The sequence below is a fragment of the Streptomyces longispororuber genome, assembly GCF_024448165.1.
GTDB lineage: Bacteria > Actinomycetota > Actinomycetes > Streptomycetales > Streptomycetaceae > Streptomyces > Streptomyces longispororuber_A.
Genome location: NZ_JAMOLN010000005.1, coordinates 24,371 through 48,500 on the forward strand (window position 1 = coordinate 24,371; position 24,130 = coordinate 48,500).

Genomic DNA, 24,130 nt, shown 5'->3' on the forward strand with positions numbered 1-24,130 from the left:
ATGGTAGCCGGTGAACGGGGGCGAGGCCGTGCCCAGACCCCGTACCGGGGCGCAGGGCGGGGAACGGCGGACCCACCGGCCCGTGCCCGGGCCGATGGGTCCGTCCGCGCTACTTCAGGTACGGGCCCGCGGTGCCGACCTTGCCCGGCGCCGCGTTCTTGCCGCCCAGGTCCAGGACGTACACCCGCAGATTGCCCTTGCCGGGTGCGGCCACGGTGAGGGTGCCGTCGGTGACGGTCCGCACGTCGCCGGTGACGGCGTCCTTGTAGGTCCCGTTCGGGATGTTCCTGTACGTGGCGCCGTCGGTGACGGCCACCAGCGCGAAGCTGTCGACGCCGGTCGCGGTGTCGGTGTAGCGCCGCTTGAACGCCATGTTCCCGCTGATGTCGGCCGTCGAGTACTGGCCCGTCTGGAGGGCGGGCACGGCCCGGCGGATCTGGTTGAGCCGCTGGACGTGCTTGACCAGCGGCGCGTCGAGGGTGGTGGCGACGGCGCCGGACGCGCTGGAGACCGTGCCGAAGCCGGAGGCGGTGACGCTGCCCTCCAGTTTGTCGCCGTAGTAGGCGCGGCCGGTCGTCGCCAGCGGGCACGTGGTGCCGCAGTCGATCTTCTGGCCCTTCTGGAACTCGGTCTCCGAGCCGTAGTACAGCGTCGGGATGCCGCGGAACGTCCACATCAGCGCCATGTTCTCGGCCCAGGCGTCGGTGCCGCCCGCGTAGCGTTCGCTGCTCTTGTTCGGCCCGTAGTCGTGGCTGTCGACGTAGACGACGTTGTAGGTGGCGTCGTTGGTCGAGTCGTCCGAGTCCTTGCCGTTGTTGTAGGCGTTGGAGGCGTCGCCGAAGTTCATGTGCATGCGCATGTCGATGATGTTCATGCCGGAGAACTTGCTGTGATCGGGCGTGTGGTAGCTGTTCCCGTCGAGGAAGGCGTTGGTGGACGTCGGCTGGCTGCCGGTGCCCAGCTGTTCCTCGTAGTCGTACTGTTCCAGGGCCGCCTTCTCGTCGTCGGCGGCGTACTCCTTGCGTTCCTTCCAGGTGTAGAACTGCGCGGAGTGGTTGACCGAGCCGCGGTTCCACTTGTCGTTGACGAAGGCGGCGACCTCGCCGAAGACGAAGAAGTCCTTGGCCTTCTCGGCCCCGAAGCGCTGCGTGACGCGTTCCTGGATCGCGGGCAGGAAGCGGCGGTTCCAGGTGACGCGCGGGATGTGCACGGCCGTGTCGACGCGGAAGCCGTCGACGCCCATGTCGATGTACTTGTCGTAGGCGCCGATCAGGTAGTTCTGCACCTGCGCGTTCTCCGTGTCGAAGTCGGCGAGGTCCTCGTGCAGCCAGCACGAACGGGAGTCCTCGCCCTCCCAGTTGCCGATCCAGCACTGGTGGTAGAGGGACTTGGGGAACATGCCCGATGTCGGGCTGGGCCACTGGCAGTTGTAGATGGTGTAGCCCTCGGGACTCTTGGCGCCGGTGGGCTTGCCCCAGTTGAGGCAGGTGTTGCCGCTCGGCTCGGCCGTCGACCACATGTCGCCGTTGTAGTACGACTTGCCGGAGACCGGCTCGACCGTCAGGCCGTCGTACTCGAAGCCGTCCTGCTTCTGGTCGTAGTACCAGCTCCACTGGTCGTCACGGACGCCGTACACGGTCGGCGTGTACAGGCCCTTGGCGCCCCAGCGCGAGGAGTGGTTGTAGACGACGTCCTGGTAGATCTTCATGCCCTTGGCGTGGGCGGCGTCGATCAGGTCCTGGTAGGAGGCACCGGCGGATTCGAGGCGCGGGTCGACCTTGTAGAAGTCGTACCCGTGGTACCCGTGGTAGTCGTAGTCGGAGCGGTTGAGGACGACCGGGGTGATCCAGACGGCGGACATGCCGAGGCCCTTGATGTAGTCGAGCTTCTCGACCAGGCCCTTGAAGTCGCCGCGGAACATGGGGTCGTTGTTGGCCTCGTTGCCGGTCTTCTTGTGCTGGCTGCCACCCCGGTTGTTGGAGCTGTCCCCGTCGTAGAAGCGGGCGGTGAGCACGAAGTAGATGGGGTCCTTGCGGGGGTCGCCGCCGAGCGGGGTGCCCGTGGTCCGTGCGGGCTGCTCGCCGGTGGTGGCCTTCGCCTCCGCGCTCGCCGCCGAGGCGTTCCCGGCGGCGTCCAGCGCCTTGACCGTGTACGTGTACGCGGTCTTCGCCTCGAGTCCCGTGTCGGAGTACACGGTGGAGGTGGCGGCGATGACGGAGGTGCCCTTGGAGCCGCCGGTGCGGGTGATCTGGTAGCCGGTGACGCCCGTGTCGTCGGTGGCCGCGTCCCAGGTCAGGACGATGGCGGTGCCGGTGGCCGCCGCCTTGACGTTGCCGGGTGCGGAGGGCGCGGTGGTGTCGGGTTCGGCGGCCGCGCACGGGTCCTTCGCGTCCTTGGTGGCGGTGCCTGCCCTGACGGTGTTGATGCCCTTGCCGAGCTGGTAGTTGCCGCCGTTGTTGTTGTCCCAGGTGCCGTTGCCGTTGTTGAAGGTCGCCTGCCACGTGGTGGCGGCCCCCAGGTCGACGGTCTTCTTCACCCAGCCGGTGCAGGCGGCCTCCATGCCGACACCGGGGACGGTCGTCCAGGTGCCGCCGGTCGGCGCCCAATGGAGGTTGTAGGCGGCCCAGTTGATGGTCGTGGTCTCGTAGTAGACCGTGGCGGCGTTGCCCTCGGCGGGCTCGGTGCCGGCGCACGGGTCGCTGTGGGCGACGACACCGTCCTTGACGGTGATCAGCCCGGTGCCCAACTGGTAGTTGTTGCCGCCGTTGTTGTCCCAGGTGCCGTTGCCGTTGTTGAAGGTCGCCTGCCACGTGGTGGCGGTACCGAGGTCGACGGTCTTCTTCACCCAGCCGGTGCAGGCGGCCTCCATGGCGACGCCCGGCACGGTCGTCCAGGTTCCGCCGGTCGGCGCCCAATGCAGCTTGTAGGCGGCCCAGTTGGTGCTGGTCGTGGAGTAGTAGACGGTGGCCGTGTTCGTGTCGGCGGCACTCGCGGGGACGCCGCCGAACGGGGTGCCCGGCAGGAGCGTCACCAGGAGGGCGGCGATCACCGCGAGCACGAGGCCCAGGGGGCGAAGTCTGTGACGGCGCGTACGTGGTCGTGCGGAGAGGTTCACGTGAACTCCTCGGTCGGGGCCGCGGCAGTGCGGCCTGACGGCGGTCGTCCCCCTCGCGCGCCTCGAGGGGGACGACCGGCGGGGTATCAGCGGGTGAAGACCGCGACGGTGCGTGCGGGGACCGTGAAGGTCCCCGAACTCTTGCTGTACGACGCCGACTTGACGACCTTGTCGGCGCCTCCGGCCTGGACCGGGTGCAGGCGGTAGGCGTCACCGGCGAGGCCGGCGACCGTCTGCTCCTGACTCTTCGGGGTCGCGTTGAAGACGACCACCAGGTCGCCGAGGCGCATCGTGATGACGCCCGGCGTCTCGTCCTTGCCGGAGAGCGGGAAGGACAGCTCCTTCTGGACCTGCCCGGCCGTGGACAAGTGGAAGGCGGACTCGTCCGTGCGGATCTTCAGGAGCTCCTGGTACGCGGCGGACGCCCCGGTGATCTCCGGGCAGCCCGGTGCCTGTACCGACGTCAACAGGGGTTTGGCGTAGGGCCACTTGTCCTTGTTGTCGGCGGCCGGGGGCAGGCCGCGGCCGAAGCCGTTGCCCGCGCGGCAGTCCCAGTGGATCGCGTTGAACCAGTCGCCGCTGTCGAACGAGTTCCGGTCGAGCGACTTGGAGCGGAGCAGGTCGCTGCCCGCCTGGGACAGGGCCGGGCCCTGCGACAGGGAGGCGGTGGCCATGGCGAGAACCTGCATGCGGGCGCGGTCGGCCGCGCTCGTCGTGGCGGGCAGCTTGTACGTCAGCGCGTCGTACAGCGACTCGTTGTCGTGGGCGTCCGCGTAGGCGAGGGCGTCGCCGGGGGCGTCCGCGTAGCCGGCGGGCGCTCCGTTGTAGTCGACGCCGGAACCCTTGACCTTCTTGCCGTCGGTGTCGGTGAACTCGTAGGCAGCGAGGTTTCCGGACAGGCCGACCTTGATGAGGTCCTGGTAGTGCAGCAGGCGCGCCTTCTGCTCGGCCGACGTGCCGTTCGCCGTCGAGGAGTTCGGGTCGGTGTAGAGGCCGCTCGCGAAGCCCTGCACGCCCGGGTCCTCGTCGAAGGGGCCGCCTCCGCGCACCGCGTCACGGGACCGGTCGGAGAACGTGGCGATGCCGGTGCCCGCCATGTTCTTCTGCGTGGCCTGCACGAAGCGCGCGTCGTCGGCGATCTCGCCGAAGTTCCAGCCCTCTCCGTAGAGGATGATCTTCTTGCCGTCGACGCCGTCCTTCGCGACGGTCAGGGCATCGAGCGCCTTGCGGACGGCGAGGATGTTGGCCTTGGGGTGGTGGCCCATCAGGTCGAAGCGGAAGCCGTCGACCTTGTACTCCTTGGCCCAGGTGACGATCGAGTCGACGACGAGCTTGCCCATCATCGTGTTCTCGGGCGCGGTGTTGGCGCAGCACGTCGAGTTGGCGACGGAGCCGTCGGCCAGGAGCCGCTGGTAGTAGCCCGGCACGATCTTGTCGAGCACGGACGTGTCGGCCTGGCCGCTGCTGGTGGTGTGGTTGTAGACCACGTCCATGACGACGCGGAGCCCGTCCTCGTTCAGTGACTTGACCATGTCGCGGAACTCGACGGTGCGGGCGGTGCCGTCCGGGTCACTGGCGTACGAGCCCTCGGGGACCGTGTAGTGGTACGGGTCGTAGCCCCAGTTGTAGGCGTCCTTGGCGGCGGACTTGGCCACGCACTCCTGCTGCTTGTCGCTGTCGGCGGCGTAGGAGGCCAGGTCGCAGTCGGGGGTGGTCTGCTCGGACTTCTTCTCGGGGATCGTGGCGATGTCGAAGGCGGGCAGCAGGTGCACGTACGACGTGCCGGACTTCGCGAGCTCGCGCAGGTGCTTGGAGCCGTCGCTGTCCTTGTCGGTGAAGGCGAGGTACGTGCCGGGGTGCTTGCTGGTGCTGTCCTCGGCGGAGAAGTCGCGGATGTGCAGTTCCTGGATCTGCGCGTCCTTCATCGGGACGGCGGCGGGCTTCTTCAGGCCCGTCCAGCCCTTGGGTGCGAGGGACTTGTCGTCGAGGTCGACGACGAGGCTGCGCTCGGAGTCGGTGGTCAGGGCCACCGAGTACGGGTCGGTGACCTCGTTGGTGACGAGCTTCTGGACGCTCGGCGCCCACACCGTCACCGCGTACCGGTACTTCTCGCCGCTCCAGGCCTTCGCGGAGCCGGTCACGGACCATACACCGCTCGCGTCGTCGCGGCGCATCGCCACGTTCTTGCCGCCGAGTTCCAGCTGCACGTCGTGCGCGGTCGGCGCCCACACGGACAGGGTGACCCTGCCGTCCTTGAACACCGGCCCCAGGGATGCCTTCGCGGCCTTCGCGCCGTACAGGTCGTCGAGGACGCCCTGCGTCTGCACGCCCGTCCCGGTGACCAGGGCGCCGTTGCCGATGCGCTGGGTGAGGACGGTCTGGCCGGCCAGCGCCTCGCGGATCCGGTCACGGTCGCGGGCGTCCACGGTGAACGCGGCGTAGTCCTTCAGGTGCGGGAACTTCGCCTTCTGCGCGTCACTGAGCGACGACGCCTGGAGGCGCAGCCACCGTCCCTCGCTGCTGAGCGCGCCGTCCTTCACGGTGATGCCGCCGTCGCGGGCGTACACCAGCTGCGTGGAGAGCGCGGAACCGCTCGCCTTCTCCTTCGGCAGGACGACGGTGTCCGCGTCGATCCACTGCGCCTGCGCCTTGGTGAGGTCGAGTTCGGGGGCCGAACCGACCGACGGGAGCAGGTAGGTGGTGTCGCCGGAGTTCAGCCACACCTCGTGCCCGTACGTCGTCAGGTCGAGCGAGCGGTCGGTGGGGATGTCCTTCTCGTCGCCCTTGTGGACGATGTAGTTGAGCGAGGTGGCGCCGTCCGCCAGCGGCACCTCGAAGGTGACGCCGTAGGCGTCCTTGCCGGTGGGCTGGAGCGGCTTCGACCAGTCGGTGGGGTTCGCGGCACCCGTCCAGGCGTGCAGGCCCCAGCCGTCGTAGTCACCGTCGGCCCGGTGGACGTGGATGATCGCCTTGGTCTTGTCGGGGGCCGGGTACACGCCGTCCGGCTTCGTGGTCGCCTGGCCGTCCTTGCCCTGCTCGACCCAGACCTCACCGGTCTTCGCCAGGTCGACGGTCCGCTCGCCGCCGTCGGCGGTGCCGGACTTCTCGACCGAGTACGTCAGGGAGGACGCGCCGTCGGGAACCTTCACCCAGGCGAAGGCACCGTACGCGTCGCGGCCGCTGAACTCCCCCGTGCCGTCACCGGACGTGAGGGTCCAGCCGGTGTAGTCGCCGTCCGTGCGCTTGTAGTGGACGATCGCGTAGTCCCGGTCGACGGCGCTCGGCTTCTCGGCCGCGGGCGCCTGCCCCGCCGTCGTGTCGGCGAGGGCGCTCGCGGTCCGTCCGGCGCGGTCCACCACAACTGCCTTGTACCGCAGCGCCGTTCCGGCGGACACCGTCTCGGGCAGGTACTGCGTGATCTTGTACGGGGCGTGGTCGACGGAGCCGAGGGTGCGCCACGCGCCGTTGCCGACCTGTGCGGCGAAGACGACGCGGGCCGATGCGGTGTCCCCCGGGTCGGCGCTGAGCGTGACGGTGCCGGTGGCGCCGGCGGCCGGGGCCTTCAGCGACAGCGTGGGCTTCGCCGTCGGCGCGGGCAGCCGGCCCTCGGCGCGCAGCACCAGGGACGACAGGGCGGGTACGGTCACCGTGACGGTGCCGCCGGTGGCCGTCTCCTTGCCCGAACCCCCGTACAGGGCAAGGAACGTCGCGGACTCGACGGGAAGGGTGACGGTCTTCGCCTCGGTGGCGTTGTTGACCGCGACGACGTACTCGCGGTCGTCCTCGCCCGTCCGGGAGAAGGCGTACACGGAGTCCTTGGCGTAGAGCTCCTGCTGGGCCCCGTCGGTCAGTCCTGGGTTCGCCTTGCGCAGTTTCGCCAGCGCGGCGATCGACTGGTACAGCGGGTGCGTGGTGTCGTACGCGTCGTCGGCGTGGGTGCGGTCGGTGCCGATCTCGTCGTCGTCGAGGTAGTCGTCGACCTTCGAGCCGAACATCGTCTGGCGGGCGTCCTTGTCGCCGCCCGCGCCCGTGAAGCCCTGTTCGTCGCCGTAGTAGACGACGGGGTTGCCGCGCGACAGGAACATCACCTCGTTGGCGAGCTTGTCGCGCTTCAGCAGTTCGGCGTCCGACGCCTTGGGGTTGTCGGCCTTCAGGAAGGTGCCGATGCGACCCATGTCGTGGTTGCCGAGGAAGGTGACCTGCTCGTAGGCGTTGGCCTTGTCGGACGCGTACTTGTAGTCGTCGGCGAAGACCTTGGCGAGCCGGTCGGCGCTCGCGCCCTGCGAGGCGTAGGCGCGGGCCGCGTCCTGGAACGGGAAGTCGAGGGTGGCGTCGAGGCGGCCGCGCGTCACGTAGGGCGAGGTGACGTCGGTGTCGGCGGAGTAGACCTCGCCGAACATGAAGAAGTCGTCACGCCCCTGCTTCGCGGCGTACGTGTCGAGGGCCGTCGCCCACTGGGTCCAGAAGTCCAGGTCGACGTGTTTGACGGTGTCGATGCGGAACCCGTCGATGTCGAAGTCGTGGACCCACTTCTGGTAGATGTCCCGCATTCCCTTGACGACCTCGGGCCGCTCGGTCCACAGGTCGTCCAGGCCGTTGAAGTCGCCGTACGTGGCGGACTCGCCCTCCCAGGTGGAGTCGCCGCGGTTGTGGTACATCGTCGGGTCGTTGAGCCAGGACGGCACCATCTCGCCCGTGTTCTTGGGTGTGTACGGGAACGCGTCGGCGTCGACCTTCGCCATGCCCCGGCTGTCGTCGAAGGGCCGGCCCGCGCTGTCGAGGTACGGGAAGGCGCCCTTGGGGCGGTAGCCGTACTTCTTCTCCGCGTAGTCGACGGTGTCGGCGGTGTGGTTCGTGATGACGTCGAAGAAGACCTTCATGCCCTTGGCGTGCGCCTTGGCGATGAGGGTCTCCAGGTCCTTGTTGGTACCGAAGTGCGGGTCGACCTGGGTGAAGTCGGTGATCCAGTAGCCGTGGTAGCCGGCCGACGCGTCCTTGCCCTCGCCCTGGACGGGCTTGTTCTTGAAGATCGGCGCCATCCAGATGGAGGTGGTGCCGAGGTCCTTGATGTAGTCGAGCCGCTTGGTCAGGCCCTTGAGGTCGCCGCCCTGGTAGAAGCCCTTGTCGGTGGGGTCGTACCCGGTGGCGGTGCGGCTGCCGGTGAGTCCGCCCTTGTCGTTGCCGGTGTCACCGTTGGCGAACCGGTCGGGCAGGACGAAGTAGAACTGCTCGTCGGTCGCGTCGTGGCGGGCCGGTTCGGCGGCCAGCTTCGCGTCGGACGGGGGTTTCGGCGGGGCGGGCGCCGCGGACGCCGATGTGGCCGTGTGCAGCGCGGTGGCGAGCAGCGCCGTGACGGCCGCCGCGGCCGCCGCCTTCCGTGACGCGCCGAGCGCGCCTCTTCTTCGGTTCACCTTGAGGGGCCTCTCTGGACTGTGCTGGGTCGTGCCGGGCACGGCCGACCGCCCGGCGCCTGCGGGGAGGCGGGGCGCCGGACGGTCGGCCGAGCAGAGGTGGAGGTGGTCAGCTGCGCCAGGTGTCGGACAGGGCGACGGTGCCGGAGGAGGAGACGGTGGCGGTGCGGTTCGCGCCGCTCTCCCACGTCACGGTGCCGTTCGCGTCCTTGCGCAGGTACTTGTACTCGAAGGACGTCCCGGCGGGCAGGCCGACGTCGAGCTTCCAGACGGGGTACGCGGCCGGGTCCAGCTTGAGGGCGTTGCCGGTGTTCCAGTCGCCCAGCTGGGTCTTGTTCCCGGTGACGTAGATGTTCTCGCCCCAGGAGGTGGTGGCGTTGACGCTGAAGGAGGCGCCGGCGGCCGGTTCGGGGTCGGTGGTGGAGCCGCTGCCGCAGGTCTTCGCGCCGACGTGCAGGGCGAGCGCGGTGTTCGCCGCGAGGGTGGCGGTGAACTGGCCCGACGCGTTCACGGTGACGCCCTTGCCGCTCTGCACGTCGCAGTAGTCACCGGCGGGCAGCGACGTCTGGAAGGTGCGGGTCAGCGACGCGCTCTCGTGGTTGAGGGCGACGTAGGCCTTGGCGCCGCGTCCGAAGGCGATCTGGTCGCCGCCGTTGTCCCACCAGTCGGTGACGGCCTCGCCGCGCGCGGCGTTGCGGAAGCCCACCATGGAGGAGATCTCCCGCCAGGCGTGCTGGCACTTCCAGCCGTCGGTGTAACAGGCGCTGACCGCACCGGAGTTGGGCGGGCCCGCGTCCTTGTCGGTCCACTCGTAGCCGGAGTGCACATCGGGCGAGCCGTAGGGCCAGGCCAGCATGAAGACGTTCGCCAGGGTGTAGTTGGCGCCGTCCTTGTAGTTGAGGGTGTCGCCGCCGCGCTCGGTGTCGTGGTTGTCGACGAACACGGCCGACTTGCCCGAGGACATGTAGCCCCAGGACTCGCCGAAGTTCTTCAGGTAGGCGAGGTTCTCGCTGGTGAAGACGCGCTTGAGGTCGCGGGCGTAGCGGAACTCCTGGACGTCGCCGTTGCCGAGGTACTCGCTGGGCGAGACCGCCTCCCCGGCGCCGTAGATGGCCTCCTGCTTCCAGTACGCGTCCGGCTTGGTGAGCCGGGACTTGATGTTCGCGAGGTCGGCCGCCGCCATGTGCTTGGCGGCGTCGATCCGGAACCCGTCGACGCCGAGGGAGAGCAGGTCGTTCAGATAGCCGGCGATCTTGCCGCGCACGTAGTCCTCGCCGGTGTCGAGGTCCGCGAGGCCGACGAGTTCGCACTCCTGGACGTTGGTGCGGTCCTGGTAGTTGCTGATCGTCGCCGTGCAGTTGTCCATGTCGGCGGCGGAGTAGACGCCCGGGTAGTCGTACTTGGTGTACGAGGAGCCGCCGGTGCCGGTGCCGGATCCGGCGGACATGTGGTTGATGACGCTGTCGGCGACGACCTTCACGCCCGCCGCGTGGCAGGTGTCGACCATGCTCTTGAAGGCGGCGCGGTCGCCGAGCCGGCCGGCGATCTTGTAGCTGACGGGCTGGTACGAGGTCCACCACTGGGAGCCCTGGATGTGCTCCTGCGGCGGGGAGACCTGGACGTAGCCGTATCCGGCCGGGCCGAGGGTGGTGGTGCACTCCTTGGCGACCGAGGCGAAGTTCCACTCGAAGAGCACCGCGGTGACGTCCTTCTCACCGGGCGGCGCCGCCTGGGCCGGGGCCGGGATCGTGACGGCCGCGGCGGCTCCCGCGAGGACGGCGAGTGCTGCGGCCACGGACTTTCTGGCCATGGTTCCTCCTGATGCGAAGGGGCAACGCGCCATGCCCGTAAGGCCGTTGGGGGGTAACGATCACGACCGATCGTCTTACATCTTCTTGCTGCAAGTGATTGCGGTCGTGACCGTACGAGGCCCCGGCGTGCTGGTCAACCCTCCCGGCACACCCTTCTCAACAGGCCCGGGAAATTGGGGAACTTCGCTTGCAAGGTCTTACGCAAGCGTTGCATCGGTGTTACGTTCAACCACGCTTCCGGTCCGGCGCCGAGGACCCGGTCACGCCGGGTTCCACGCGCCCGGCGTCCGGACCGGAGCGCCAGACGTTCAGCGAGCCGCCGCGGTGGATCCCCGGACGACCAGCTCGGGCTGGAACACGAACTCCGTGCGCTGCACGGGCGTTCCGCCGATCTCCTCCAGGAGCGCCCCGACCGCCGCCGTCGCCATCGCCTGCACCGGCTGGCGCACCGTGGTCAGCGGCGGGTCGGTGAACGGGATGAGCGGCGAATCGTCGAAGCCGATCACCGAGACGTCCCGCGGCACGTCGAGACCGCGCTCCCGGACGGCCCGGATGACGCCGAGCGCCATGGGGTCACTGCCGCAGACGATGCCGGTGCAGCCCTGGTCGAGGAGCGCGCCGCCGGCCGCGTGGCCGCCCTCCACGGTGAACAGGGTGCGCTGGATCAGCCCCTCCGCCTCGTCGTGGGGCAGGCCGAGGAAGGCGTGCAGCGCGGCGACGAAACCCTCCGCCTTGCGCCGCGAGGGCACGAACCGGGTCGGGCCGATGGCCAGGCCGATGCGTTCGTGCCCCAGGTCGATGAGGTGCCGGACGGCCATCCGCGCCGCCGACCGGTCGTCGGGCGACACGAAGGGCGCGTTGACGTGCTCGTTGAAGCCGTTGATGAGGACGAACGGCACCTTGCGCTCGGCGAGGCGCGCGTAGCGCGCCGGGTCCGCCGTCGTGTCGGCGTGCAGCCCGGACAGGAACACGATGCCGTTGACCCCGCGCTCCTCCAGCTGCTCGACGAGCTCGTCCTCGGTGGAGCCGCCCGGCATCTGGGTGCAGAGCACGGGCGTGTATCCGTAGCCGGCCAGGACCTGCTCGATGACCTGCGCGAACGCGGGGAAGATGGGGTTGGTCAACTCGGGGATGACCAGCCCGATCAGCCCCGCGCTGCGCTGCCGCAGCCGCACCGGACGCTCGTACCCGAGGACGTCCAGGGCGGCGAGCACCCGCTGCCGGGTCGCGGCGGCGACGCCGGGTTTGCCATTCAGCACCCGGCTGACGGTGGCCTCGCTGACCTGGGCCTGCGTGGCGATGTCCTGGAGCCGCAGGGTGCCGTTCTCGGCACCCCGCGGCACAGAGATCGTCACGCGGCCCACCAGACCGTGCAGTCCGCGGGCAGCTCGATCTCGCCGTCGGTCACCTCGACCGGCGAGCTGGCGAGCAGGGCCGTGCCGGGCGCGGGGATGCGCACCGGGGCGCCGGTGGTGTTGACGGTGCAGGCGAAGCCGGGCCGCTCGAAGTGCAGCAGCCCCGCGGGCGCGCCGTCGTGCCAGGTGACGCTCTCGCCCGCACCGAGGCCCGCGGTCTCCCGTCGCAGGGCGAGCGCGGAGCGGTACAGCTCGAGGGTCGAGCCGGAGACCCCGGTCTGCGCCTCGACACTGAGCTCGCCCCAGGTGTCGGGCTGGGGCAGCCAGCTGCCGCCGTCGCCGAAGCCGTACGAGGAGCCCGTGCGGGTCCACGGGATCGGCACGCGGCAGCCGTCGCGGAACCCGTCCTGGCCCTGGGCACGGAAGAAGGACGGGTCCTGGCGGACCTCGTCCGGCAGGTCGGTGACGTCGGGCAGGCCGAGCTCCTCGCCCTGGTAGACGTACGCGGAGCCGGGCAGGGCCAGCATCAGCAGGGTCGCCGCGCGGGCGCGGCGCAGGCCGAGCTCGCGGTCGCCGGCGGTGCGGATCTGGGTGCCGCCGGGCGGGTTCGCGTACCGGGTGGCGTGCCGGGTCACGTCGTGGTTCGAGAGGACCCAGGTGGCCGGGGCGTGCACGGGCCGCATCGCGTCGAGGGACGTGTCGATGATCTTGCGCAGTTCGGCCGCGTCCCACGGGGCGCCCAGGTACTGGAAGTTGAAGGCCTGGTGCAGTTCGTCGGGTCGGACGTAGTTCGCGGTCCGCTCGACGGTCGGGGTCCACGCCTCGGCGACGAAGATCCGCTCGCCGTCGTACTCGTCGAGGATCCGGCGCCAGGTCCGGTAGATCTGGTGCACGCCGTCCTGGTCGAAGAATGGCATGACATCGTTGCCCAGCAGCTTGAGCTGGTCGTGGCCGCCCAGGTCGGGCAGGCCCTCGGCCTTCACCAGGCCGTGGGCGACGTCGATCCGGAAGCCGTCGACGCCCATGTCGAGCCAGAACCGCAGGATCGAGCGGAACTCGTCGGCGACGGCGGGGTGTTCCCAGTTCAGGTCGGGCTGCTCGGGGGCGAACAGGTGGAGGTACCACTCGCCGTCCGGCAGGCGGGTCCAGGCCGGGCCGCCGAAGATGGACTCCCAGTCGTTGGGCGGCAGTTCGCCGTCCGTGCCCTTGCCGGGGCGGAAGTGGTAGCGGTCCCGCAGCGCGGAGCCGGGGCCGTCGGCGACGGCCCGCTTGAACCACTCGTGCTGGTCCGAGGAGTGGTTGGGGACCAGGTCGACGATGATCCGCAGGTCGAGCGCGTGCGCGTCCCTGATCACCGCGTCGGCGTCCAGGAGCGTGCCGTACATCGGGTCGACGGCCCGGTAGTCGGCGACGTCGTAGCCGCCGTCCGCCTGCGGCGACGCGTAGAAGGGGGACAGCCACACCGCGTCCACGCCCAGCTCCCGCAGGTACGGCAGCCGACGGCGAATGCCTTCCAGGTCGCCCGTCCCGTCGCCGTCGCTGTCGGCGAAGCTGCGCGGGTAGACCTGGTAGATGACCGCGTCCCGCCACCAGTCGGTGGACTCGCGGGTCGTGGTGGGCGTCGCGGAGACGTCCGTGGAGTGCTGCTGGCTCATGGCGTCCTTGAAACGTGAGGGGCCGGACAACTGGTCGATGGTGCGGGGTGGTTCAGCCCTTGGTGCCACCCGCCGTCAGGCCGGTCACCAGGTTCTTCTGGACGAGGTAGAAGACGGCGGAGATCGGGATGGCGATCAGTACGGCCGTGGCGGCCATGTACTGGCTCTGTGCGTCGTGCTCACTGATGAAGGTCTGCAGGCCGACGGCGAGCGTGTACTTGCGGTCGTCGAGCATGAACGTGTTGGCGAAGGCGACCTCGCTCCACGCCGTGATCATGGTGTAGAAGGCGGCGACGGCCAGGCCCGGCCGGGCCAGCGGCAGGATGAGCCGGAAGAACGTGCCGAACGGGGAGAGCCCGTCGACGCGGCCGGCCTCGTCGATCTCCAGCGGGATCGTGTCGAAGTAGCCCTTCATCAGCCAGGCGCAGTACGGCACGGCCGTCGTCAGGTAGACGACGATCAGGCCGGCGTAGGTGTCGATGAGGCCGAGGTCCGACAGGATCACGTACATCGGGACCATGAGGACCGCGACCGGGAACATCTGCGTGACCAGCAGGATCCACATGAACTTCTTGTAGCCGGGGAAGCGCATGCGCGAGACCGCGTAGCCGCTGGTCGCGGCGACGAGCACACCGATCACGGTGGTGCCGAGGGACACGACGAGCGTGTTGCCCAGCCACTTCAGGAAGTTGGTGTGCTGCAGCACGTACGAGTAGTTGCCGAGCGTCGCCGTGTCGAGGATCCGCGACGGGTGGAGGTAGTCGTCCTTGCCCGGGCCGAGCGAGAGGAAGATCAGCCAGCCGATCGGGAAGAGCGCGACGAAGCTCGACACGATCAGCACGGCGTGGGTCAGCATCGACGCCCTGCGGCTGCGGCGGCCCCGGCGGGGCGCGTTCACCCGCGGGACGGCCGCGGCCGGCGGCTCCGGGACGGAGGTCTTGGTGAGGGTCTGGGTGCTCATGGCGGTGTCTCCTCCTGCGGCGTCAGATGGTGGCTGATACGTCATTGCGGTTCAGCCAGCGGCGGTAGACGGAGGTGAACACGATGAGGATCGACAGCAGCAGCACGCCGTACGCGGCGGACTGGGCGTAGTCGCGCGGCTGTTGGCCGAAGCCGAGCCGGTAGGCCCAGGTGACGAGGATCTGCGCGTCGGGCGCGGTGTTCCCGAACAGCAGGAAGATGATCGCGAACTGGTTGAACGTCCAGATGATGCCGAGCAGCACGACCGTGGAGCTGACCGACCTGAGGCCCGGCAGGGTCACGTGGCGGAAGCGCTGCCAGGCGTTCGCGCCGTCCATCTCGGACGCCTCGTACAGGGAGGCGTCGATGGACTGCAGGCCGCCGAGGAGCGAGACCATCATGAACGGCACGCCGCACCACGTGTTGACGAGGATCGCGGCGAGCTTCTGGAAGAAGGGGTCCTCCAGCCAGGACGGGCTGGGCATCCCGAGCGCGTCCAGGGTGGTGTTGATGACACCGGCGTCGGCGAGCATGAACCGCCAGGCGAAGACGGTGACGAACGTCGGCACGGCCCACGGCAGGATCAGCATCATGCGGTAGGCGGTGCGGCCGCGCAGGTTCTTCTGGTTGAGCAGCAGCGCGAGGCCGAGGCCGATGACGTAGTGCAGGACGACACAGGAGGCCGTCCACACGATCGTCCAGATGAAGTGCGACCAGAACCGGTCGTAGGCGGTCGGTCCCCACAGGATGTCGGCGTAGTTGTCGAGGCCGACGAACTGGTAGGTGGCGTCGATGTGGTTGACGCCGATGGTGCGGGCCGAGTTGAGGCTGTCGGCGTCGGTGAGCGTCAGGTAGAAGCCGCGCGCCAAGGGATACAGCACGATCACGGCGAGCACGACGACGACCGGGGCGATCATCGCGTACGCGTACCAGTGCTTCTGGTATCCGTTCTTGACGCGGGCTATGAGGCCCGGGCGCCGGCCGCGGTCACCACCGCTGGGGGCGGCCGGGCTCTCGACGGCGACAGTCATGGGGGAACACCTTCTGGTCTGCGGCTTCAGGAATGTGCACAGGGCCGTACGGCGACGGAGCCGTACGGCGGGTGCCGCGGTCCCACGCGCGGGGCGGGCTGCTGGGCGGGACCGCGGCACCTGATCGGGGGACTACTTCGTGAAGCCGTCCGGCAGGAGCTTGCCGTACTGGGTCACCACGTCGGAGAGGGCCTTGCCGACGCCCTCCTTGCCGCTGGCGGCCTTGGGCAGCTCGGTGTCGAGCGGGCCCCACAGCGAGCTGTACTCGGGCAGCTCCTGGCGCGGGCTCGCCGCGGCGAGCACCTTCTGGTAGCCGGCCAGGCCCGGGTCCTTGGTGACGTCGGCGGTGTAGGCGTCGTCACGGGTGGGCAGCGTGGCGTTCTTCAGCGCGATCGCGGTCTGCGTCTTCGCGGAGGTCATCCACTTGACGAACTTCAGCGACGCGTCCTGGTGCGCCTTGTCCGAGCCCGCGTACACCGAGAGGTTGTGGCCGCCGGTCGGGGCGCCCGCCTTGCCGGTGGAGCCGGCCGGGACGGTGGCGACACCGAGGTTGTTCTTGTCCTTGAAGGCCGACCCCTTGTAGAAGTTCGTGACCTCCCAGGGGCCCTCGATCGTCATGGCGACCTTGCCGTTGACGAAGGCGTCCTGGCGGTGGGCGTAGGAGTCGGCGGTGACGTCCGCCTTGTGCAGGCCCTTGCCGTTGAAGGTGCTCAGCCAGGTCTTGCCGGCCTTCTGTCCCTCGGCCGAGTTCACGGTGATCTTCTTGCCGGCGGCGTCGATCGTGTCGGTGCCCTCGCCGAGCAGGAACGGCTGGAAGTAGTAGCCCTTCTCGGAGCCCCAGTAGCCGTCGACGCCGGTCTTCGCCTTGATGGTGGCGGCGGCCTTCTTCAGCTCGTCCCAGGTCTTCGGCGCCTCGGTGATGCCGGCCTTCTCGAAGAGGGCCTTGTTGTAGACGAGCCCGAGGGTGTCGGTGACCAGCGGGACGCCGTAGGTCTTGCCGTCGTACTCGGCCTGCTTGACCAGGTTGGGCTGGAACTTGTCCTTCTCGGCGAGCGCCTCGGTGCCGTCGAGCGGCAGCAGGTAGCTCTTCTTCGCGAACGCGGGCGTCCAGCCGACCTCGGCGCGCAGCACGTCCGGGGCGCCGCTGGCGCCGGCCGCCGTGTCGAACTTGTTCTGCGCCTGGTCGAAGGGCACGTTGACGTACTTGACCGTGATGTCCGGGTTGGCCTTCTCGAAGTCCTTCACGAGGGCCTTGTACGTGGGCGACTCGTTGGTCGCGTTCGACGTGTCCCACCACGTGATGGTGACCGGGCCGGAAGCCTTGCCGCCGTCGTCGTCGCTTCCGCCGCAAGCCGTCGCCGCGAGAGCGAGGGACGCCACCACCGCAGTGGCCGCTATGCCACGCCGCATGAGATCTCCTAGGGGTAAAAGCCCGTCTGTGGGCGGAGAACGGTCCCGTCCGCTCCCCTGACCGACTCGCCGACTGCACCGTTGCGGCCGCCGGGCGACGTGAACGTAACAGCGCGGAAAGCCCGACGGAAAGAGCTTGCGCGAAATTTCTGCAAGAGCTCGTCATCGTTACATCGCCGTGTCCTGAAGGTTGCCGAAGAATCGCTTGACACCCCTCCCCGGAGCGGGACAAATGCCCATCAAAGGTCCGCAACTCTCGTCGCAAGAGGGTGAGTTGGTCGCGCCGGAGGGGCGATTCCCGGCCGCGCGGATTCCTGCAACGGCTTCCAGCGGGGCCGCTGCGGGCGGTTTCTCCTCACTGGTGGGCATTCCCGCAGGTAACCGGTACAGTCCACTTCCATGACCGCGCGGCTCGCCGACATCGCAGCCCAGGCGGGGGTCAGTGAAGCCACAGTCAGCCGCGTGCTCAACGGCAAGCCCGGCGTGGCCACCGGCACCCGCGAATCCGTACTGGCCGCACTCGACGTGCTCGGCTACGAGCGGCCGCCGCGCTTGCGTACCCGCAGCGCGGGCCTCGTCGGCCTGATCACCCCGGAGCTCGACAACCCGATCTTCCCGGCCCTCGCGCAGGTCATCGGCCAGGCGCTGACGCGTCAGGGGTACACGCCGGTGCTCGCCACCCAGACCCCCGGCGGGTCCACGGAGGACGAGCTGACCGAGATGCTCGTGGACCGCAGCGTCTCCGGCATCATCTACGTCTCCGGGCTGCACGCGGACACCACCGCCGACACCCAGCGCTACGACCAACTGCGCGGCCAGGGCATCCCGTTCGTACTGGTCAACGGATTCTCGCCGCAGATCAAGGCGCCGTTCGTGTCGACCGACGACCGGGCCGCGACGCGCCTCGCGGTGGCGCACCTCGCCTCGCTCGGCCACACCCGGATCGGGCTCGCGGTCGGCCCGCGTCGGTTCGTGCCGGTGCAGCGCAAGATCGAGGGCTTCCAGGCGGGGATGGCCGAGCGGTTCGGCCTCACCGACGAGCAGAGCGAGGCGCTGGTCCAGCACTCCCTCTACACGATGGAGGGCGGCCAGGCCGCGGCGACGACACTCCTTGCGCAAGGCTGCACGGCGATCGTCTGCGCCAGCGACATGATGGCGCTCGGCGCGATCCGCGCCGCCCGCCAGGCCGGCCACCGGGTCCCGCAGGACGTCTCGGTCGTCGGCTTCGACGACTCCCCACTGATCGCCTTCACCGACCCGCCGCTGACCACCATCAGGCAGCCGGTGCAGGCCATGGGCCAGGCGGCGGTCCGCGCGGTCCTGGAGGAGATCGGCGGCACGCCCGCCCCGCACACGGAGTTCGTGTTCATGCCGGAGCTCGTGGTGCGCGGCTCGACGGCGGCGGGACCGGCGACCCGCAAGGCCTGACGGCGGAGCCCGTCGCAGCACTGCAAAGCGGCCTTGAAAGTTTCTGCAAGCTCTTGCCAGCCGTGTGACGGCGATGTTTCACTCGGCCTCCGAGGCCCTCAACACCCCGTCCACACCTGCCAGTTCAGGAGCCGCACACCCATGACAGCGACCTCGTACGACATCCTCGTGGCGGGCGGCACCGGCGTGGACACCATCGTCCGCGTGCCGGAGCTGCGCATCCCGGCCGGCGACTCGGTGTTCGTGCCGCCCGTGCGCGACTACGTCGGCCACACCGGCAACGGCGTCGCGCTCGGCGCCCACGCGCTGGGCATGACCACCAAGTTCGTCGACTTCCTCGGCGACGACGTCCAGGGAGAGCAGATCCTGGCCGCGTACGCCGCCGCCGGCCTCGACTTCAGCCATGTGGTGACGCCGCACGGCACGCCCCGGGGCGTCAATCTCGTCGACGCGCAGGGTCGCCGCTTCTCCTTCTTCGACGGCCGCCACCCGGCCGACCTGCGGCTGCCACGCGACTTCTACCTGCCGTACCTGGAGCGGGCCCGGCACGTGCACCTGTCCATCACGGGCGTCACGAAGGACATGTACGCCGACGTCCACCGGCTCGGCATCCCCAGCTCGACGGATCTGCACGACTGGGACGGGACGAACCCGCACCACCGCGCCTACGCGCTCGCCTCCGACTACGTGTTCCTCAGCGCGGCCGCGATCCACGACCGGCTCGACGAGGTGCTGCGCTCGATCCTGGCGCAGGGACGGGCCCGGCTGGTCGTCGCGACCGACGGAGCCGCCGGGTGCCACGTCCTGGAGCGCGGCGAGGAGAAGTCCCGGCACTTCCCCGCCGTGCGGCCCGAGCGTCCCGTCGTCGACACGAACGGCGCGGGGGACGCGTTCGTGACCGCCTTCCTGCACGCGCTGTCCCAGGGCGGGTCCGTGGAAGAGTGCGTCCTCGCCGGATCGGTGTCCGGGGCGTTCGCGTGCGGCGCGGCGGGCACGCACACCGAGTTCATCGACCTGCCCGGTCTGCGTGCCGCCTGCGCCCGGGCGTCAGCCCTGTAGCACCGTGATCAGTTCGCTCACGGTACGGGTCATGGCCTCGCGCCCGACCGTGAGGTACTTGCGGGAGTCGACGGCGTCGGGGTGCGCCGCGAGGAACTCCCTGATGGCCGCGGTCATCGCGATGTTCAGCGCCGTGCCGACGTTGACCTTCGCGATGCCGCCGCGCACGGCCGCGGTCAGTTCGGCGTCCGGGACGCCGGAGGAGCCGTGCAGCACGAGCGGCACGTCGAGGCCGTCGGCGAGCCGCTTGAGCAGGTCGTGGTCGAGGGCGGCGGTCCGGGTCGTCATGGCGTGCGAGGACCCGACGGCGACGGCGAGCGCGTCGACCCCAGCGTCCGAGACGTAGGCGCGGGCCTCCCCGGGATCGGTACGGGCGCCGGGCGCGTGCGCGTCGAGCGGCCCCCGCCCGTCCTTGCCGCCGACCTCGCCCAGTTCGGCCTCCACCCACAGCCCGTTGGCATGGCCCCAGTCGGCGGCGGCGCGGGTGGCCGCGAGGTTCTCGTCGTAGGGCAGGCGCGCGGCGTCGTACATCACCGAGCTGAACCCGGCGTCGGCGGCCTGCCGCAGCAGGTCGTCGCTCTGTACGTGGTCGAGGTGGAGGGCGACGTCGACCCCGGCCCCCTCGGCGACGGCGGCCGCGGCTCGGGCCAGCGGCAGGAGCCGGCCGTAGCGGTAGCGGACGGCGTTCTCGCTGATCTGCAGGACGACGGGGGCGCCGACGGCCTCGGCGCCCGCGACGACGGCCTCGACGTGTTCGAGCGTGATGACGTTGAACGCGGCGACGGCGCCGCGCCGGTCCGCGGCCGCGCCGACCAGCGTCCCTGTTGCTGCGAGGGGCACTGCCCCTCCCTTCGTGAGTGCCGGACTGCTGCGGTCAGTTGTCGGCCAGGATCACCGAGCGGGTGAGGTGGCGCGGCTGGTCGGGGTCGAGCTCCCGGCGCGCGGCGACGGCGACGGCGAGGCGCTGGGCGCGGACCAGCTCGGCCAGCGGCTCGAGGCGGCCCTCGACCCAGAGGGCGCCGGTCGCGGCGACCTGCTCGGCGAGCCCTTCGGGCGCCTCGCCGAGCATCCAGGTGGCGGTGCCGGCGGTGGTGACGCTGATCGGTCCGTGCCGGTACTCCATCGCCGGGTACGCCTCGGTCCAGGACAGCGACGCCTCACGCATCTTCAGCGCGGCCTCGTTGGCGAGACCGACGGTCCAGCCACGGCCCAGGAACGTGAACTGGCCGCACTCCACGAGCCCTTCGGGCAGCGGCTCGGCGAGCGCGGTGCGCGCGTCGGCGACGGCCTGCTCGGTGTGCAGTCCGAGGTGGGCGCGGAGCAGGGTCAGCGCGGTGGTGGCGAAGCGGGTCTGCACCACGGACTGCTCGTCGGCGAACTCGAGCACGACGAGGTCGTCGGCCGCGGTCCTGATCGGCGTGTTCGGGTCGCCGGTGATCGCGGTCGTGCGGACCGTGCCCTTGAGGGCGGCCAGCAGGTCGAGGACCTCGGTGGTGGTGCCCGAGCGGGTCAGCGCGATCACCCGGTCGTACGTCCGGCCCGCCGGGAACTCCGACGCGGCGAACGCGTCCGTCTCGCCCTGCCCCGCCTGCTCGCGCAGCACGGCCGCGGCCTGCGCCATGAACCACGAGGTGCCGCAGCCGACGATGGCGACCCGCTCCCCCGCGGCCGGCAGCGCCGCCTTGTGCTGCACGGCGAGACCCGCGGCCCGCGTCCAGCACTCCGGCTGGCTGTTCAGCTCGTTCTCGACATGACTCATGCCGTGCCCCACTCCCTTGATCCCAGCTGATGCTCGTTACTGCAAGATATAGCTAGCTTTCACGCACAATCAAGCATTCCTGCGCACAGCGGCTAGGGTCTGTCCGACCGGGTCCTCAGACCGGGTCCGTAGACGATTGGAGGCCGCGGATGTCCCGCGACGCCCGCTGGAAGTCCCTCCTGGAGCTGCTCGTCGAGCGCGGCCGGCTCGACGTCGAGGAAGCGGCGGGTGAACTGGGCGTCTCCGCGGCCACGATCCGCCGCGACTTCGACCAGCTCGCCGAGCAGCAGATGCTGGTGCGCACCCGCGGCGGCGCCGTGGTGCACGGGGTCAGCTACGAGCTCCCGCTGCGCTACAAGACCGCACGGAACGCCTCCGAGAAGCAGCGGATCGCCAAGGCCGTCGCCGAACTCCTCACCCCCGGCGAGGCGGTGGGCCTGACCGGCGGCACGACGACCACCGAGGTGGCCAGGGCGCTCGCCGTCCGGTCCGACCTCTCCTCCGGCACCCCGGCCCTGACGATCGTCACGAACGCCCTGAACATCGCCAACGAGCTGGCCGTGCGGCCCCAGTTCAAGATCGTGCTGACCGGCGGGGTCGCCCGCCCCCAGTCGTACGAGTTGATCGGCCCGCTCGCGGACGGCGTGCTCGGCCAGATCACCCTGGACACGGCCGTGCTCGGTGTCGTCGGTCTCGACGTCGAGCAGGGCGCCTCCGCGCACGACGAGGCGGAGGCCGCGATCAACCGGCTGCTGTGCGAGCGGGCGGAGCGCGTGGTGGTCGCGGCGGACTCCAGCAAGCTGGGCCACCGGGCGTTCGCGCGGATCTGCGACGTCGCACAGCTGGACATCCTCGTCACGGACACGGCGGCCGACAAGGCGGTGCTCGGCCGGTTCGAGGACGCGGGGGTCCAGGTCGTCGCCGTCTGACCGGCGGGCCGGCCGGACCGGCCAGGAGACAAGCAGGCGCGCGGTGCACGGGCACCGCGCGCTTTTCCGTGCCCCGCCGCACCCGCCCCTCCCTCACTCAGCCGCCCCACCTCCCTCTTTCCGTGCTCCGCGCCACACTGCGACCCCCCTTGTCGAGAGCGAGAGTCCACCCCTAACCTGACTTTGTGCCGCTACTAAACAAACTCGCCACCGTCACCGCCGACGGCCCGCGACCCACGTCCCTGACGCGACTGCGCATCGTCCTCACCGTCTTCTTCGCCCTCGACGGCTTCGTCTTCGCCGGGTGGGTGGTGCGGATCCCCGCCATCAAGGAGCAGACCGGGGCCTCGGCCAGTGAGCTCGGCCTCGCTCTGCTCGGCGTCTCGGCGGGCGCGGTCGTCACGATGATGCTGACGGGACGGCTGTGCCGGCGGTTCGGCAGTCACGCGGTGACCGTGGGCTGCGGCGTGCTCCTCCCGCTGACCGTGGCGCTGCCGCCGCTGACGCACACACCGCTCGCGCTCGGCCTCGTGCTGGTGGTGTTCGGCGCGGCGTACGGCGGCATCAACGTGGCGATGAACAGCGCGGCCGTGGATCTGGTCGCCGCGCTGCGCCGGCCGGTGATGCCCAGCTTCCACGCCGCCTTCAGCCTCGGCGGCATGATCGGTTCGGGTCTCGGCGGACTGGTCGCCGGACACCTCTCCCCCACCCGGCACCTGCTCGCCCTCACGGTGATCGGCCTCGTCGTCACCGCTGCGGCCGGGCCGTCGCTGGTGCGGCACCCCTCGCCCCGGCCGCCCGAGCAGATCCGGACGCCGCAGCCGCGCGGGCTCGACCGCAACGTCCGCGGTCTCGTCCTCGTCTTCGGGCTCATCGCGCTGTGCACGGCGTACGGCGAAGGGGCCCTCGCCGACTGGAGCGCGCTGCACATGGAGCAGGACCTGGGGGCCCGGCCTGGCGTCGCCGCCGCCAGCTACGCGTGCTTCGCGTTCGCCATGACCATCGGCCGGCTGTCCGGTACGGCGCTGCTCGAACGGCTGGGCAGGACCCGGACGCTGGTGTTCGGCGGGGCGACGGGCGCCGCCGGGATGCTGCTCGGCTCGCTCGCGCCGTGGGCATGGCTCGCCCTCGTCGGCTTCGCGATCACCGGACTCGGCCTGGCGAACATCTTCCCGGTCGCCGTCGAGCGCGCCGGAGCGCTGGCGGGCCCCACGGGCGTGGCCGCGGCCTCCACCCTCGGCTACGGCGGCATGCTGCTGGGGCCGCCCGCGATCGGTTTCATGGCGGACTGGTTCTCGCTGCCGACGGCCCTGACGAGCGTGGCACTGCTGGCCGCGGTGGCGGCGACGATCGCCTTCGCCACCCGGCACACGGCCACCACCTGAATCACCGAACCCCGCCATCGAACGCCCTCGAACCGGCAGACTCGGCGGCATGGAGACAGCCGAACACGTACGAGTCGTGGACACCGAGGGCCGGTTGCTGGCGGCAGCCGCCGAGGAGGCGGGTGTCGACGCGAAGGTGTCGACCTGCCCCGGCTGGCAGGTCCGGGACCTGGTGCGCCACCAGGGCGCTGTGCACCGCTGGGCCGCCTCGCACATCGCGGAGGGGCACAAGTCCCGCCAGCCGCTGGAGAACCCCGACCATCTCGACGGCGACGAGCTGCTGGCCTGGTTCCGGGAGGGCCACGGACAGTTGCTCGACACGCTGCGCGGGGCACGCCCCGACGTGGACTGCTGGGCGTTCCTGCCCGCCCCCTCGCCGCTCGCGTTCTGGGCACGGCGGCAGGCGCACGAGACGACGGTGCACCGGGTCGACGCCCAGTCGGCGCTGACCCGGGTCTCCCGGGACGAGCCCGACCCGATCACCACGGAGTTCGGGGTGGACGGGATCGACGAGCTGCTCACGGGTTTCCACGCGCGGTCGCGCAGCAAGGTGCGGTCGGACGTGCCGCGGGTGCTGCGGGTCAGGGCGACGGACGCGGACGTCACCTGGACCGTGCGCATCACCGGGGAACCGCCCGCGGCCGAGCGGGGCGTCTCGGCCCCGGCGGACTGCGAGGTGGCGGGGCCCGCCGCCCGCCTCTACCTGGCGCTGTGGAACCGGCTGCCGTTCCCGGACGTCACCGGTGACGCCGCCCTCGCGGCCCTGTGGCGGGAGCGGTCGGGGATCTGACCCGGGTACGGGCCGTCAGAGCCTGTTCGCAG

The 24,130-nt window shown here is 70.3% G+C and carries 15 protein-coding genes; 5 read left to right on the forward strand and 10 right to left on the reverse strand.

Translation table 11 applies throughout. The annotated features are described in order from the left end of the window. Positions 1 to 109: 109 nt before the first annotated feature. The 8 genes from M4J07_RS02500 to M4J07_RS02535 form a co-directional block, all read right to left on the reverse strand. Positions 110 to 3,115 (reverse strand): carbohydrate binding domain-containing protein, encoded by a 3,006-nt coding sequence (locus M4J07_RS02500; protein WP_374214983.1) that lies wholly within the window; start codon positions 3,113 to 3,115, stop codon positions 110 to 112. A gap of 86 nt (positions 3,116 to 3,201) precedes the next feature. Continuing rightward, on the reverse strand, positions 3,202 to 8,526 hold the full coding sequence (gene pulA / locus M4J07_RS02505) for a pullulanase-type alpha-1,6-glucosidase (protein WP_374214984.1): 5,325 nt from the start codon (positions 8,524 to 8,526) through the stop codon (positions 3,202 to 3,204). 109 nt (positions 8,527 to 8,635) lie between these two features. Continuing rightward, the gene (locus tag M4J07_RS02510) at positions 8,636 to 10,336 is read right to left on the reverse strand and encodes a carbohydrate-binding module family 20 domain-containing protein (protein WP_255966629.1); all 1,701 of its coding nucleotides are present in this window, start codon (positions 10,334 to 10,336) and stop codon (positions 8,636 to 8,638) included. Between the two features lie 309 nt (positions 10,337 to 10,645). After that, positions 10,646 to 11,701, reverse strand: coding sequence for a LacI family DNA-binding transcriptional regulator (locus M4J07_RS02515; RefSeq protein ID WP_255966632.1), 1,056 nt, complete (start codon positions 11,699 to 11,701; stop codon positions 10,646 to 10,648). After that, positions 11,689 to 13,347 (reverse strand): glycoside hydrolase family 13 protein, encoded by a 1,659-nt coding sequence (locus tag M4J07_RS02520; protein WP_255966635.1) that lies wholly within the window; start codon positions 13,345 to 13,347, stop codon positions 11,689 to 11,691. The genes M4J07_RS02515 and M4J07_RS02520 overlap by 13 nt, the downstream gene beginning before the upstream one ends. Before the next feature lie 52 nt (positions 13,348 to 13,399). Next, entirely contained in the window at positions 13,400 to 14,308 is a 909-nt protein-coding gene (locus M4J07_RS02525; protein ID WP_255966637.1) for a sugar ABC transporter permease, read from the reverse strand. Between the two features lie 22 nt (positions 14,309 to 14,330). Next, positions 14,331 to 15,338: a carbohydrate ABC transporter permease gene (locus M4J07_RS02530; RefSeq protein ID WP_255966642.1), complete on the reverse strand. Its 1,008-nt coding sequence runs from the start codon at positions 15,336 to 15,338 to the stop codon at positions 14,331 to 14,333. 132 nt (positions 15,339 to 15,470) lie between these two features. Next, positions 15,471 to 16,748 carry an extracellular solute-binding protein gene (locus M4J07_RS02535; protein WP_255966643.1) on the reverse strand — a complete coding sequence of 426 codons (1,278 nt, stop codon included), beginning with the start codon at positions 16,746 to 16,748 and terminating at the stop codon, positions 15,471 to 15,473. 399 nt (positions 16,749 to 17,147) lie between these two features. Here M4J07_RS02535 and M4J07_RS02540 point away from each other — a divergent pair, with 399 nt between their 5' ends. Further along, positions 17,148 to 18,176, forward strand: coding sequence for a LacI family DNA-binding transcriptional regulator (locus tag M4J07_RS02540; RefSeq protein ID WP_255966645.1), 1,029 nt, complete (start codon positions 17,148 to 17,150; stop codon positions 18,174 to 18,176). A 141-nt stretch (positions 18,177 to 18,317) separates the two neighbouring features. Then, complete coding sequence (locus tag M4J07_RS02545) at positions 18,318 to 19,235, forward strand: carbohydrate kinase family protein (RefSeq protein WP_255966646.1); 918 nt, start codon at positions 18,318 to 18,320, stop codon at positions 19,233 to 19,235. Here the strand turns inward: M4J07_RS02545 and M4J07_RS02550 are convergent. Continuing rightward, positions 19,224 to 20,075 (reverse strand): class II fructose-bisphosphate aldolase, encoded by an 852-nt coding sequence (locus tag M4J07_RS02550; RefSeq protein ID WP_255966647.1) that lies wholly within the window; start codon positions 20,073 to 20,075, stop codon positions 19,224 to 19,226. The genes M4J07_RS02545 and M4J07_RS02550 overlap by 12 nt on opposite strands. 34 nt (positions 20,076 to 20,109) lie before the next feature. Beyond that, entirely contained in the window at positions 20,110 to 20,994 is an 885-nt protein-coding gene (locus tag M4J07_RS02555) for an SIS domain-containing protein (RefSeq protein ID WP_255966648.1), read from the reverse strand. 149 nt (positions 20,995 to 21,143) lie between these two features. Here M4J07_RS02555 and M4J07_RS02560 point away from each other — a divergent pair, with 149 nt between their 5' ends. From M4J07_RS02560 to M4J07_RS02570, 3 genes are all read left to right on the forward strand, one after another. Beyond that, complete coding sequence (locus M4J07_RS02560) at positions 21,144 to 21,923, forward strand: DeoR/GlpR family DNA-binding transcription regulator (RefSeq protein WP_255966649.1); 780 nt, start codon at positions 21,144 to 21,146, stop codon at positions 21,921 to 21,923. Positions 21,924 to 22,108: 185 nt separating this feature from the next. After that, a complete protein-coding gene (locus M4J07_RS02565; protein ID WP_255966651.1) occupies positions 22,109 to 23,308 on the forward strand; it encodes an MFS transporter in 1,200 nt (399 codons plus the stop codon). Between the two features lie 49 nt (positions 23,309 to 23,357). Then, the gene (locus M4J07_RS02570) at positions 23,358 to 24,098 is read left to right on the forward strand and encodes a maleylpyruvate isomerase family mycothiol-dependent enzyme (protein ID WP_255966653.1); all 741 of its coding nucleotides are present in this window, start codon (positions 23,358 to 23,360) and stop codon (positions 24,096 to 24,098) included. Positions 24,099 to 24,130: the final 32 nt, after the last annotated feature.

Bases quoted from the DNA above. Each gene is read 5' to 3' on its own strand.
- M4J07_RS02510 (WP_255966629.1), bottom strand. From the start codon at position 10,336: ATGGCCAGAAAGTCCGTGGCCGCAGCACTCGCCGTCCTCGCGGGAGCC.
- M4J07_RS02520 (WP_255966635.1), bottom strand. From the start codon at position 13,347: ATGAGCCAGCAGCACTCCACGGACGTCTCCGCGACGCCCACCACGACC.
- M4J07_RS02525 (WP_255966637.1), bottom strand. From the start codon at position 14,308: ATGAGCACCCAGACCCTCACCAAGACCTCCGTCCCGGAGCCGCCGGCC.
- M4J07_RS02530 (WP_255966642.1), bottom strand. From the start codon at position 15,338: ATGACTGTCGCCGTCGAGAGCCCGGCCGCCCCCAGCGGTGGTGACCGC.
- M4J07_RS02535 (WP_255966643.1), bottom strand. From the start codon at position 16,748: ATGCGGCGTGGCATAGCGGCCACTGCGGTGGTGGCGTCCCTCGCTCTC.
- M4J07_RS02540 (WP_255966645.1), top strand. From the start codon at position 17,148: ATGACCGCGCGGCTCGCCGACATCGCAGCCCAGGCGGGGGTCAGTGAA.
- M4J07_RS02545 (WP_255966646.1), top strand. From the start codon at position 18,318: ATGACAGCGACCTCGTACGACATCCTCGTGGCGGGCGGCACCGGCGTG.
- M4J07_RS02555 (WP_255966648.1), bottom strand. From the start codon at position 20,994: ATGAGTCATGTCGAGAACGAGCTGAACAGCCAGCCGGAGTGCTGGACG.
- M4J07_RS02560 (WP_255966649.1), top strand. From the start codon at position 21,144: ATGTCCCGCGACGCCCGCTGGAAGTCCCTCCTGGAGCTGCTCGTCGAG.
- M4J07_RS02570 (WP_255966653.1), top strand. From the start codon at position 23,358: ATGGAGACAGCCGAACACGTACGAGTCGTGGACACCGAGGGCCGGTTG.